The sequence below is a fragment of the Marinobacter santoriniensis NKSG1 genome (assembly GCF_000347775.1).
Taxonomy (GTDB): domain Bacteria; phylum Pseudomonadota; class Gammaproteobacteria; order Pseudomonadales; family Oleiphilaceae; genus Marinobacter; species Marinobacter santoriniensis.
This window is the reverse complement of the sequence record NZ_APAT01000015.1, coordinates 551,647-564,156: the sequence shown is the minus strand read 5'-3', so window position 1 is coordinate 564,156 and position 12,510 is coordinate 551,647. Positions and strand designations below refer to the sequence as shown.

Sequence of the window (12,510 nt, the reverse complement as noted above, 5' to 3'; positions counted from 1 at the left end):
GTTAGGAATGACCGATAAACCGCACCTCGATGAAGAAGCGCTCGCAGAACTTCAGGATGTCATGGAGGACGAGTTCGAGGTTCTGATCCAGACCTACGTCAGCGACTCTCGGGAGCGCATTGCCGCACTGAAACGCGCCCTGGAGCATGATGACGCCGACGCATTTGCCAAAACGGCCCACAGTTTCAAGGGAAGTTGCATCAACATTGGTGCTCCGCGACTCGGCGAACTCTGTCTTGTGGCCGAGCAGGCCGGCAAGTCGGAAGATCTGACCGGGGCCGATGCGATTATCCAGGGGATTGAGGAAGAATTCAGGACAGTGTCCGAAATGCTCGGGGAGCTTCTGGTTCGATAGAATTCCGCAGTAGGCCGCGATGCGGTTATTGTGGCATTGCTTTTGCAGAATACGGTCAGAAGCTGACCCAACTCTGAAAAGCGGCAAGAGGTTGCCATGCCACAAATGGTACTCCCACAAGCCCTGGGCACTGACCAGGCGCAGGATACATCACCGGCGAAAGCCGGGTCTGCGCGGAAGTCCGACGGCGGCGAAAGCCGGTTTGACTCGGTCTCTCGCGCAGAACAGCGACGCATGGATTCGAAACACTCCGAATCCCGCGAAACCTCCAATACCTCCGAAACCGACGAGCGGGCCAGGGATGATCAGGATTCCGCCGTTGACGGCAATGCCGAAAGCCGGCCTCCCGAAAAGACCGACGGAAAGGATCGAGAGACGACATCCGGCGATACCGAGGAGACCCGCACAGTTGGCACCTCTTCGAAAAAAGGGGAGACCGACACAACGAATGTGGACCAGCCCGATGCGCCCATTACCTTTGCTGACCTCCAGGCACTACTGACGTCATCTGGCAAGAAGATGGTGGATGCCGGCAAGTCTGGCACCGGCCAGGCTACTGCCGGAGTGGGGCAGACCTTTTCCGCCCTGGTAGCGCCGGGTATGTCCGCGGATGGTAACGCCGGAAATCTCACGCCCGGTGCCCTGCTCAAAGGTTCCGCGGGTTCTGCCGGGATGAGCCTCGCGGATCTCGTCGGCAGCGCATTCAAGGCTGAAAAGTCCGGCGCTTCGGATTCCGGTAACCTGGCCTCCGGTCTGCGCTTCCAGGGCGTGATGGATGTTGCCGCCCAGCAGTCCCAACACTCCCAGGCCTCACAGGGGAACAACGGGGTTCGTGTTCCCGCTGAAGCGGCGGTCCCACTTCGCAGTTATTCGACATCCGTCGATGTTCCGGTCGGGCATTCGGAGTGGGGAGATAAAGTCGTCGGTAAACTCAGTTGGCTGACGGCCAGGAATATGTCGGTGGCAGAAATACACCTGACACCGCCGGACATGGGGCCGATGGAAGTGAAGGTCCGGGTTCACCATGACCAGGCCACAATCACCGTGCATTCCGCCAATCCGGTGGTTCGTGACCAGCTGGAAATGAACTCCCACCGTCTCCGTGACATGCTGAGTGATCAGGGGCTGTCGCTGGCACAGTTTGATGTCTCCGATCAGGCTGGTCAGCAGGCCGGTGGAGAGGCATCGACAGACGGGGATCGTGAGGGTTCGGCATCGCCAGGAGGCGGGCTTCTTGACGGAGAAGCGGTGGATCCGGAGCAGAGCATTGGAACGCTGGATCTGAGCTGGAAAGGCGAAGTGGATATTTTTGCCTGAGTTGAGGATCTCTCGCGTCCGTGAGATTTCCGTTCTGCTTCAAACTCCTTTGCCCATCCTTCCCGGCAACGCTAAACTGCTGTTTCACGAGGGGAGGATGGGGTTTCTGGCCCGTCCCTTGCTTCTTGTCCTGTAAAGTGATCAAAACCGTCCGTCCATGACGGAATTCTGACAAAGCGACGATTATGGCTGAAAATACGGCGTCCGATGGCGCACCCGCCAAGAAAGGCAAGCTGAAACTGATCATTCTGATCACCCTGGTACTGATCCTCGCGATCGGGCTTTCCGTCGCCGGCACACTCTGGTTTCTGGGGGATGGTCTTCCGGCAAGCGACAGCGAGGAGTCGGCGCCTGCGGAGGAGACGTTCGTCCCCAGCTCCTACGTCGATATCGAAAAGCCGCTGGTTACGACGGTCCAGGCAGAAGGTCGGCAACGGTATGCCCAGGTATTTGTTTCACTGTCAGCAACCGACCCGGAGGCACTGGCAGCGGCGGAATTGCACATGCCGTTGATCCGCAGCCAGCTGGTGATGGTCCTGAGTAGTAGCCAGTTCATGGAGTTGCAGACGCCCGAGGGCCGTCGTGGCCTGGCGGAAAAGATGCTCGCGACGGTCAACCAGGTACTGGAACAGGAAGGAAAACCCGCCATTGACGGCGTTCTGTTCAGAAATTTTGTGGTGCAATAGGGCCCGGAACCGGGCAAGGCATTCAAGCGGCAGGAACAGTTATGCAGGACTTACTGTCACAGGACGAGATCGACGCGCTACTCCACGGTGTGGACGATGGCGATATCGATACCTACGAAGAGACCGACGATACAGGGATCAAATCCTACGATCTCTCCAGTCAGGATCGCATCGTCCGCGGTCGGATGCCCACGCTGGAGATGATCAACGAGCGATTTGCCCGTTATACCCGGATCAGCCTGTTCAACCTGTTACGCCGGAATGCGGATGTGTCGACCGGTGGCGTACAGATCATGAAGTTCGGCGAGTACATTCATACGCTGTACGTGCCGACCAGTCTTAACCTGTGCAAGGTCCGGCCCCTGCGTGGCACCTCTTTATTCGTGCTGGATGCCAAGCTGGTGTTCAAGCTCGTGGACAACTTCTTCGGTGGCGAAGGCCGGCATGCCAAGATCGAGGGCCGGGAATTCACGCCTACCGAGACGCGCATCGTGCAGATGGTGCTGGACCAGGTGTTTCACGATATGGCCGAAGCCTGGCATGCGGTGCTGAAGGTGGACTTCGAATACCTCAGCTCGGAGGTGAATCCGGCCATGGCCAACATTGTCAGCCCGAGCGAGGTGGTGGTGGTGAGCACCTTCCACATCGAATTGGATGGTGGCGGCGGTGAGCTTCACTTCGCCCTCCCATACTCCATGATCGAGCCGATCCGGGACGTTCTCGATGCGGGGGTTCAAAGTGATATCGATGATGTGGACGAGCGTTGGGTGAACGCGCTTCAGGAAGATGTCAAGGATGTGAACGTTCCGGTGAATGCGAATGTCTGTCGCCGCCGGGTTTCCCTGCGGGAGGTTGCCCGGATGAAGGAGGGTGACATCATTCCGGTGGAGATTCCCGAATACCTGACGGTGACCGCCAACGGAATTCCGATCTACACGGCAACCCTCGGAACCCGGGACGGAAAACTGGCGCTAAGGATTCAGGATAAGGCAACGAAGCCGAAGGTCAAAAAGCAATTCAAGGTGGGTCGACATGGCTGAAGACGATAAAAAAGACGGGCAGGAACTCAGCGAAGACGAAAAGTTGGCCGCCGAGTGGGAAGCGGCGATGGAAGAATCGGGCGATGGCAGTGACGACAGTGTCAGTGAGGACGACTGGGCGGCGGCCATGGCGGAAGCCGAGCCCTCAGAAGAGGGGGACGGCCAGCCGGACAATGTCCGGGCAGCGCCGATGGAAGAGTTCGACGAAGTCAGTCAACCCTCGATGGACGGACCGGCTCCGGATCTGGATGTGATTCTGGACATCCCGGTGACCATTTCGATGGAAGTGGGCAACACCCAGATCGCTATTCGTAACCTCTTGCAGCTTAACCAGGGGTCGGTCATCGAGCTGGACCGCCTTGCCGGTGAGCCTCTGGATGTGCTGGTTAATGGCACTCTGATTGCCCATGGTGAAGTGGTCATGGTCAACGAAAAGTTCGGTATCCGGCTGACTGACGTCATCAGTCCGGGCGAACGCATCAAGCGTCTCCAGAAATAACATGCGCGCACTTGTCTGGCTGTCGCTGTGCGCGCTGTCCCTGTCGGCCCGGGCCCAGGAAACCGGTGTTGATCCGGATCAGCCGGTAACCCGTGCACCGGATACCCTGGCGACGATGGTCAGTCTGGGGCTCGGGCTGGCGGCCGTGATCGCCATTATCTACGGTTGCGCCTGGCTGATTCGCCGGATGAACGGCATGACCGGCATGAACAACAACGCGATCAAGGTGGTTTCGGTCATGGCCATCGGCGCGCGGGAACGCCTGGCACTGATCGAGGTTGGCGGACAACAGATCCTGCTGGGCATCACGCCGTCAGCCATCCGGACCCTGCATGTTTTCGACGAGCCAGTGGTGGATTCTGCCAACCCTCCGTCGGGCGACTTTGCCCGCCGCCTGCAGGGTATGATCGGTAAATCCTGGAACCCGTCCCACAAGGAATAGCTGAGGCGATGACGTTTTCCCTCCTGAAACGAATGCTGCCCCTTCTGGTACCGCTACTCGGCGTGTTGTGGGCACCCCTGGCGCATGCCCAGGCGATTCCCGGTATTCCGGCGGTGACGATGACCCCGGGCGAGGGCGACGGAACCCAGGAATATTCCGTCACCCTGCAGATTCTGGCGTTGATGACGGCACTGACCTTCCTGCCGGCCATGCTGATGATGATGACGTCCTTCACCCGCATCATCGTGGTGTTTGCCATCCTGCGCCAGGCGCTCGGACTGCAGGCAACGCCCTCCAACCAGATCCTTCTGGGGCTGGCGCTGTTCCTGAGCATTTTCATCATGAAGCCGGTTCTTGAAGAGGCCAACAAGGTCGCCCTCCAGCCCTATCTTCAGGAGCAGGTGACCTCCATTGAGGCCGTGAAACTCGCCAGCGAGCCGTTCCGGAAATTCATGATGGCGCAGACCCGGGAAGACGATCTGGCCCTGTTCATGCGGATGGCCGACGTCAAATACGATACACCCGAAGACGTGTCCTTCTGGGTGCTGATGCCGGCATTTGTGACCAGCGAACTGAAAACCGCCTTCCAGATCGGGTTCATACTGTTCATTCCGTTCCTGATCATCGACATGGTGGTGGCCAGCGTCCTGATGGCCATGGGCATGATGATGCTCTCGCCGATCATCATATCGCTCCCGTTCAAGATCATGCTGTTTGTGCTGGTGGATGGCTGGGCCCTGATCATGGGCACCCTGGCCGCCAGTTACGGGCTCTAGAGGAGGTGCTATGACGCCGGAAACCGTAATCGACATTCTCCGGGAAGCACTCTGGATGATTGTGATGCTGTCATCGGTGATCATCGGTCCGGGTCTGGTGGTCGGTTTGATCGTCAGTACCTTCCAGGCCGCGACCCAGATCAACGAGCAGACGCTGAGCTTCCTGCCACGCCTGCTGGTGACCCTGATCGTAATTATCGTGGCAGGCCCCTGGATGCTCACCCAGTTGCTGGATCATGCGCACCGGCTGATTTCCAGCATTCCCTACCTGATTGGCTGACGGATGCTGCCGGCGGAGCTCAGTGCAGACCTGATCGGCCAGTGGGTAGGGCAGCACCTGTGGCCCCTGTTCCGGATCGCTTCCTTTCTGATGGTGATCCCCATCTTTGGCGCCCAGCTGGTTCCCGCCCGGGTCCGGCTGGGGCTCGCTTTGCTGATGACAATCCTTGTGGTGCCGATGATTCCCGAGGCGCCGGCGGTGGATGCGCTCAGTGCGGATGCGGTGGTCATAACCCTGCAACAGATTCTCATCGGCATTGGTCTCGGATTCGCCCTGACGGCCCTCTGGCAGCTGTTCGTTATAGCCGGCCAGATGATCGCCATGCAGATGGGGCTGGGGTTTGCGTCAATGGTGGATCCGGCCAACGGCGTCAACGTTCCGGTCCTGTCGCAGATTTACACCATCACAATCACCCTGCTGTTCCTGGCCATGAACGGACACCTGGTGGCATTGGAGGTATTCGTGGAGAGTTTCCGGACGCTGCCCATCGGAATGGAGGGGCTGGGGCAGGCCGGCGTTTGGGAGCTGGCGCACCGGATCAGCTGGATGTTTGCGTCCGCGATGCTGTTGGCCCTGCCGGCGGTGACCGCAGTTCTGATCGTCAATATTTCGTTCGGTGTGATGACCCGGGCAGCCCCCCAGATGAATATATTCTCCCTCGGCTTTCCGATTGGCCTGATTTTTGGATTGTTTGCTATCTGGGTACTGCACGCCAATTTCCTGCCGCATTTCGAGCAGTATGCCCGGGACACCTACGATTTCATGCGGCAGTTGCAGGGTGTGCCCTGACCGGTGGATATGACACATGGCTGAAGAGAACGACAACAGTCAGGAAAAGACGGAAGAAGCGACCCCCCGACGACTTGAAAAGGCCAGGGAGGAGGGGCAGACGGCGCGATCCCGGGAACTCGCCACCATGGCGGTTCTGATGGCTGGAGCGGGTGGCTTGCTCATGTTTGGGTCGCATCTCGGCGCCGCGCTTGAGGCCATCATGCGCGACAGTTTTGTGCTTGAGCGCTCTGCCATCTTCGATACCCGGCACATGAGCGTCCAGTTGATCGCATCGGCCAAGGAAGCTGCCTGGGCGTTGGCGCCGATCCTGGTGCTGGTGCTCATCGCGGCGATTGCCGGCTCAATCGGAATCGGAGGCCTGTTGTTCAGTGGCAAAGCCATCCAGCCCCAGCTGAGCCGGATGAATCCGATCAAGGGCGTGGGCAAGATGTTTTCCGCGCGCTCGCTGGTTGAGTTGGTGAAAGCGATCGCCAAGGTGGGGCTGGTACTGGTCATCGCCATCCTGATTCTCAATGTGCGTACCGAAGATCTGCTCAGTATCGCCGAGGAACCGGCAGTGCCGGCCATGAAGCACGTTTTGTGGACCCTTGGCTGGAGTTTCTTCCTGTTGTCCGCAGCCACCATTATCATCGCCGCCATTGATGTGCCCTTCCAGATTTACGACCACCAGAAAAAGCTGCGCATGACCAAGCAGGAGGTCAAGGACGAGTACAAGGACACGGAGGGCAAGCCCGAGGTGAAGGGCAAGATACGTCAGCTCCAGCGGGAGATGGCCCAGCGTCGCATGATGCAGGATGTGCCCACCGCGGACGTGGTGATCACCAACCCCACCCATTACGCCGTTGCCCTGAAATACGATCAGAAAGCCATGGCGGCGCCGGTGGTGGTGGCCAAGGGGGCGGATCAGATCGCCTTCAAGATCATGGAGATTGCCCGGGAGAACAAGGTGGAAGTTCTCCGGACACCGCCGCTGACCCGGGCTGTTTACCACAACACCGAGATTGGCGAGGAAATCCCGGACGGGCTCTACATGGCGATTGCCCAGGTTCTGGCCTACGTGTTCCAGCTCCGGCAATTCCGCAAGGGCAGGGCGCCCAAGCCGGGTATGCCGGATTTCCCGATTCCCTCCGACCTCCGGCGGGACGTCTAGGCGGGGATCCGCGCTTCGATGACGCGGACCATGGGTTCCCCCCGGCTTTCAGGGATCGGCAGGATGCCATACCAGGCCCGTGGGTCGTGAACGGTAACGTCCGGAAATCCGCAGCCTGAAAAATGTTGCCGGGCCTCCGGATCCGACCTGAAATGGAAACTGACCTGGCTTCGGGTCGCCGCGCCCAACAGATGTCCCAAGGCATTCAGCGTGCCATTCAGTAGTGGCTGACGCGGGCGATAATAACTCTCCGACAGATAGACGGATCCGGGACGCCTGCTCAGGATTGTCGCGAGTCGCCGCCAGAAATCGCTGATCACCGCCAGCGGGAAGTAGCTGGTCAGGCCCTCAGTCACGACCACCAATGGTTTGTCATTATCGAATACCCGGGCAATCACGGTTTCGAGGGTCTGCTCTCCGCGCTCTGCCAGAATATCGATGGGGGTGACCTGATGGTGGGCCCCCAGTCTGCCCGCCGCCATAAGCCGGAGCGCCTTTCTGGCTGCCATGTCGGGCAAATCCGCTTCCACCATGTGCAGCGTCGGGTGTTGCTCTCGCAGGCGGATGCCACGGGGAGACATGCCTGCGGCGATTTCGAGGACCTGGGTGATGCCCTGTTCCCGAATTGCTTTTTCGATCAGATGGTCAATGATCAGGTGACGCTGTAGCAGGAAGGTACGGATGTTGCCCCCGATCACCGCCTTGCTTGCGGCTTCGAACGGGGTCATCAGATGATAGAGGAGTTGGCCTTCCCGGGTTGTCAGTGCATCGTCGGAAAGGCCGTACCGGTGCCAGACGGCACCGGTATAGAGGGCGGTAAAGCTGATGCCCGAGCTGTCAGTCCGTCGCTTGCTCATAGATTGCCTTGCCCCAGGCTTCGCGGCGGCCTGGCAGTACCAGGTTGAGTATGATCGCAGCCACGGCACACAGGGCGATTCCCTCAAGGTGACCCAACACCATACCGCCGATCCCGAATACCAGAGTAACGCCGACGATGACCAGGTTCCGGGATTCGGACAGGTCCACCTGGTGGCGGATCAGGGTATTCAGGCCGACTACGGCAATCGAGCCGAACAGCAGACAGAGAATCCCGCCCATGACCGGCGCCGGGATGGTCTGCAATGCCGCGCCGAATTTGCCGATGAAGGCCAGCACGATGGCAACAATGGCGGCCCACCACATGACTTTGGGATTGAAGTTCCGGGTCAGCATTACGGCGCCGGTGACTTCGGAGTAGGTGGTGTTGGGAGGGCCACCGAAGAGCGCTGCGGCACTGGTGGCCAGGCCGTCCCCGAGGAGAGTGCGATGCAGTCCTGGCTTTTCCAGATAGTTCCGGCGGGTGACATTGCCAATGGCAAGGATGTCGCCGATGTGTTCGATGGCAGGCGCAATTGCCACCGGGATCATGAACAGAATGGCTCCCCAGCTGAATTCCGGCGTGACAAAGTTGGGGATGGCAAACCAGGGCGCATTCTCTATCGGCGTGGTGTCGACGATGCCCAGCAGCGCGGAAACGACGTAGCCGACCACAACCCCGAACATGATCGGAATCAGGCGGAAAATGCCCTTGGCCCAGACCGACATCACGATGGTCACGGCCAGGGAAATCATCGAGATCCAGATCGCGGTGTCGTGGGGAACCAGTTGGCTGGAACCATCACCGGTCCGGCCGGACGCCATGTGCACGGCCACCGGGGCAAGGCCAAGACCGATGGTCATGATCACAGGGGCGATGACCACCGGTGGCAGCAGCTGTCGGATAAAACCGGTGCCGCGCAGGCGGATAGCACCACTCAGAAGGACATACAGAACGCCGGCGGCCATCAGCCCGCCGAGGGTCTCTTCCAGTCCGAATTTGCCCTTGGCGGCGATAACCGGGGCAATGAACGCAAACGAGGATGCCAGGAAAATGGGGATCTGTCCGCCAGTGACGATATGAAAAATCAGCGTCCCGATGCCGGCGGTGAACAGCGCGACATTCGGGTCGAGGCCGGTGATCAATGGCATGAGCACGAGGGCGCCGAACGCCACCAGCAACATTTGTGAACCCGCGATGACCTGTTTCCAGATCGGGTCGTTCGAATGGTCCTGCATGGTTCAGACGTCCTTCTGCTTGGTGCCGAAAATCTTGTCGCCCGCGTCGCCCAGACCCGGGAGAATATAGCCCTTGTCGTTCAGGTGGTCGTCCACCGAGGCGGTGTAAATGGATACATCCGGATGTGCTTCGAGGACCCGCTCGACGCCCTCGGGGGCGGCGACGAGAACCAGCGCCCGGATTTCAGTACTGCCGGCTTTCTTGAGCAGGTCGATGGTGGAAATCATGGAACCGCCGGTAGCGAGCATCGGATCGACGATCAGGGCCATGCGCTGATCCAGTTCTCCCACCAGTTTTTCCAGATAGGTACTGGCCTCGAGGGTTTCTTCGTTGCGGATCTGGCCAACCACGCTCACCCGTGCCACCGGAATCAGACTCAGGACGCCATCCAGCATGCCCAGGCCGGCCCGGAGAATCGGCACGATGGTGACTTTCTTGCCGTGGATCTGTTCGACGGAAACCGGTCCTGCCCAGCCCTCAATGGTTTTTTCCTGAAGATTGAAGTCCTTGGTGGCTTCGTAAGTCAGCAGGGCGCCGACCTCCTGTGCCAGTTCACGAAAATTCTTGGTGCTGATGTCCGCCCGGCGCATAAGGCCGAGTTTGTGTCGGATCAGGGGGTGCTTTACCTCGTGGATTGGCATGGTGTCACCTGTGTGTCTGTCTGTGTGGGTCGTGTTCGCGACGGGCGCGAACAAATGGCGCAAGGATACCGTATCTGACAGGTTCCGTCAGGCTTGTCGCCCGGATTGCCCGGAACGATTTTGTAAGGAGTGGTACGGATCTTGCGAAGAACCCTCCAAACGACGCGCCGGCGTCAGATTTTCGACCTTGTCGTTGCCCTGGGGCGCGGCCAACCGGAGAAGTTTCGCGAATGGACAGAGCGTTAGTCCTTCACAACGTCAAATCCCTGACGCGGGGTAATCTCGGCATTCCCATCATGTTGATGGGGCTTCTGGGCATGATGATTCTGCCAATGCCGGCGTTCCTCCTGGACGTCTTTTTCACGTTCAACATTACGCTGTCCATCGTGATCCTGCTGGTGTGTGTCTACGCCTTGCGGCCCATGGAATTTGCCTCGTTCCCGACCGTGCTTCTGGTCGCGACGCTGCTTCGACTGGCGCTGAACGTTGCATCGACCCGGATCGTGCTTCTGGAAGGGCATCAGGGCGGGGATGCTGCGGGTAAGGTGATCCAGTCGTTCGGTGAGGTACTGATCGGCGGAAACTATGCCGTGGGGCTGGTGGTGTTCGCCATTCTCATGATCATCAACTTCATGGTGGTCACCAAGGGTGCCGGCCGGGTTTCGGAGGTGAGTGCACGCTTCACCCTGGATGCCATGCCCGGTAAGCAGATGGCCATTGACGCGGATCTGAACGCGGGGCTGATCAACCAGGACGAAGCCAAGCACCGTCGGTCGGAAGTGGCCCAGGAAGCCGACTTCTACGGCTCCATGGACGGTGCTTCCAAGTTCGTCAAGGGCGACGCCGTTGCCGGTTTGCTGATCCTGGCGATCAACATCGTGGGTGGCGTTGCCATCGGGATGATGCAGCACGACCTCACCTTCGGCCTGGCCATGCAGCGTTATGCGTTGCTGACCATCGGTGACGGTCTGGTGGCGCAGATTCCCTCCCTGCTGCTTTCCACCTCCGCTGCCATCATGGTCACCCGGGTAACATCCAGCCAGGAGCTGGGCGGTCAGATTATCCAGCAGATGTTCAGTGCGCCCAAGGCACTGGCCATTGCCGCGGGCATCCTGATTCTGCTGGGGCTGATTCCCGGCATGCCGCACGTGGCGTTCCTTGGTCTTGGTGCCATCGCCGGTGGTGCGGCCTGGTACATCTGGAAACAGGATCGACAGACGGTGGAAGAGGGCGGCGGCTTCCCGTCCCGGGGACCGGGGTTGTCGGGGCAGGCGCCCTCTGGTCGTGATCTGCCGCCGGGTGGCGACAGCGGCGGTGAGAGTGCGCAGCTTCCGGCTCCGGGCGGTGAAAACCGGGAGTTGGGTTGGGATGACGTCGCCACCGTGGATATTGTTGGTCTGGAGGTCGGTTACCGGCTCATTCCACTCGTTGATAAATCCCAGGGCGGTCAGCTTCTGAGTCGGATCAAGGGCGTCCGGAAAAAGCTGTCGCAGGATCTCGGCTTCCTGATGCCGTCCGTCCACATTCGCGACAACCTGGACCTCATGCCCAATGTCTATCGGGTCACGCTCATGGGGGTCACCATTGCCGAAGCGGAAATTCACCCGGACCGTGAGCTGGCAATCGATCCGGGCCAGGTGTTCGGGAAGATTGACGGCATTGAAGGCAAGGACCCGGCCTTCGGACTCGATGCGTCCTGGATTGAACCGGACAAGAAGGACCAGGCCCAGACCCTCGGATACACCGTGGTGGATGCCAGCACCGTGGTTGCTACCCATCTGAACCAGATTCTGCAGAAGCACGCCCACGAACTGATCGGGCACGAAGAAGCCCAGAAGTGGCTGGATCAGCTGGAAAAGATTTCACCCAAGCTCGCGGAAGAGCTGGTGCCGACCACCATCTCGATCAGCCTGCTTCTGAAAGTCCTGCAGAACCTGCTCAAGGAAGAGGTTCCGATCCGGGATATGCGGTCCATCGCCGAGGCAATCGTCAACGTCCACCCGCGCAGTCAGGATCCGAAGATACTGACCACCGTCGCCCGCCAGGCCCTGCGCCGAATGATCGTCCAGAGTATCTGTGGCAACGAGTCCGAGATTCCCGTGATTACGCTGGATCCGGATCTGGAACAGTTGTTGCTTAAGTCTGTTCAGCAGAGTCAACAATCCGGCGGTCAGGATGACATAGGGTTGGTGCTGGAGCCGAACATGGTTGAAAAGCTTCAGCGCTCCCTGCAGGACAGCGTGCAGCGACAGGAGATGCTCGGCAAGCCCGCCATTCTTCTGGTATCCGGGCCGCTTCGCCCGGTTCTGGCGAGGTTCGCCAGCTACGGAGTGGAGCGATTGCACGTGCTGTCTTACCAGGAAATACCGGATAACAAACAGGTCACCATCGTGGCATCCGTGGGGCAGTAAACCCGGCGGGTGTGAGTCGGCAAGCG

At 59.5% G+C, this 12,510-nt stretch carries 14 protein-coding genes; 11 read left to right on the top strand and 3 right to left on the bottom strand.

Annotated features, from left to right (window positions below):
• Positions 1–7: 7 nt before the first annotated feature.
• The 10 genes from MSNKSG1_RS08365 (at position 8) to flhB (ending at position 7,337) form a co-directional block, all read left to right on the top strand.
• On the top strand, positions 8–355 hold the full coding sequence (locus MSNKSG1_RS08365; protein WP_008938817.1) for an Hpt domain-containing protein: 348 nt from the start codon (positions 8–10) through the stop codon (positions 353–355).
• 96 nt (positions 356–451) lie between these two features.
• The gene (locus MSNKSG1_RS08360; protein WP_040886724.1) at positions 452–1,672 is read left to right on the top strand and encodes a flagellar hook-length control protein FliK; all 1,221 of its coding nucleotides are present in this window, start codon (positions 452–454) and stop codon (positions 1,670–1,672) included.
• Between the two features lie 185 nt (positions 1,673–1,857).
• Positions 1,858–2,358 (top strand): flagellar basal body-associated FliL family protein, encoded by a 501-nt coding sequence (locus MSNKSG1_RS08355; RefSeq protein WP_008938815.1) that lies wholly within the window; start codon positions 1,858–1,860, stop codon positions 2,356–2,358.
• Positions 2,359–2,399: 41 nt separating this feature from the next.
• A complete protein-coding gene (gene fliM, locus MSNKSG1_RS08350; protein WP_008938814.1) occupies positions 2,400–3,398 on the top strand; it encodes a flagellar motor switch protein FliM in 999 nt (332 codons plus the stop codon).
• Complete coding sequence (fliN, locus tag MSNKSG1_RS08345; RefSeq protein WP_008938813.1) at positions 3,391–3,897, top strand: flagellar motor switch protein FliN; 507 nt, start codon at positions 3,391–3,393, stop codon at positions 3,895–3,897. Before fliM ends, fliN begins: the two co-directional genes overlap by 8 nt.
• Position 3,898: 1 nt before the next feature.
• A complete protein-coding gene (gene fliO, locus MSNKSG1_RS08340) occupies positions 3,899–4,339 on the top strand; it encodes a flagellar biosynthetic protein FliO (RefSeq protein ID WP_008938812.1) in 441 nt (146 codons plus the stop codon).
• Positions 4,340–4,347: 8 nt separating this feature from the next.
• Complete coding sequence (gene fliP / locus MSNKSG1_RS08335; RefSeq protein WP_008938811.1) at positions 4,348–5,115, top strand: flagellar type III secretion system pore protein FliP; 768 nt, start codon at positions 4,348–4,350, stop codon at positions 5,113–5,115.
• A 10-nt stretch (positions 5,116–5,125) separates the two neighbouring features.
• Complete coding sequence (gene fliQ, locus MSNKSG1_RS08330) at positions 5,126–5,395, top strand: flagellar biosynthesis protein FliQ (RefSeq protein WP_008938810.1); 270 nt, start codon at positions 5,126–5,128, stop codon at positions 5,393–5,395.
• Between the two features lie 3 nt (positions 5,396–5,398).
• Entirely contained in the window at positions 5,399–6,184 is a 786-nt protein-coding gene (gene fliR / locus MSNKSG1_RS08325) for a flagellar biosynthetic protein FliR (RefSeq protein ID WP_008938809.1), read from the top strand.
• 16 nt (positions 6,185–6,200) lie between these two features.
• Positions 6,201–7,337, top strand: coding sequence for a flagellar biosynthesis protein FlhB (flhB, locus tag MSNKSG1_RS08320; protein WP_008938808.1), 1,137 nt, complete (start codon positions 6,201–6,203; stop codon positions 7,335–7,337).
• Here flhB and MSNKSG1_RS08315 read toward each other — a convergent pair.
• From MSNKSG1_RS08315 to upp, 3 genes are read right to left on the bottom strand one after another with little or no spacing between them, the layout of a single operon-like run.
• Positions 7,334–8,194, bottom strand: coding sequence for a class I SAM-dependent methyltransferase (locus tag MSNKSG1_RS08315; RefSeq protein ID WP_008938807.1), 861 nt, complete (start codon positions 8,192–8,194; stop codon positions 7,334–7,336). The two genes, flhB and MSNKSG1_RS08315, sit on opposite strands and share 4 nt — an antisense overlap.
• Entirely contained in the window at positions 8,175–9,431 is a 1,257-nt protein-coding gene (locus MSNKSG1_RS08310) for a uracil-xanthine permease family protein (RefSeq protein ID WP_008938806.1), read from the bottom strand. Before MSNKSG1_RS08310 ends, MSNKSG1_RS08315 begins: the two co-directional genes overlap by 20 nt.
• 3 nt (positions 9,432–9,434) lie before the next feature.
• On the bottom strand, positions 9,435–10,073 hold the full coding sequence (gene upp / locus MSNKSG1_RS08305; protein ID WP_008938805.1) for a uracil phosphoribosyltransferase: 639 nt from the start codon (positions 10,071–10,073) through the stop codon (positions 9,435–9,437).
• 230 nt (positions 10,074–10,303) lie between these two features.
• On the opposite strand from upp, the gene flhA reads away from it, so the two are divergent.
• Positions 10,304–12,484 (top strand): flagellar biosynthesis protein FlhA, encoded by a 2,181-nt coding sequence (flhA, locus tag MSNKSG1_RS08300; RefSeq protein ID WP_008938804.1) that lies wholly within the window; start codon positions 10,304–10,306, stop codon positions 12,482–12,484.
• The last annotated feature ends 26 nt before the right edge of the window (positions 12,485–12,510 follow it).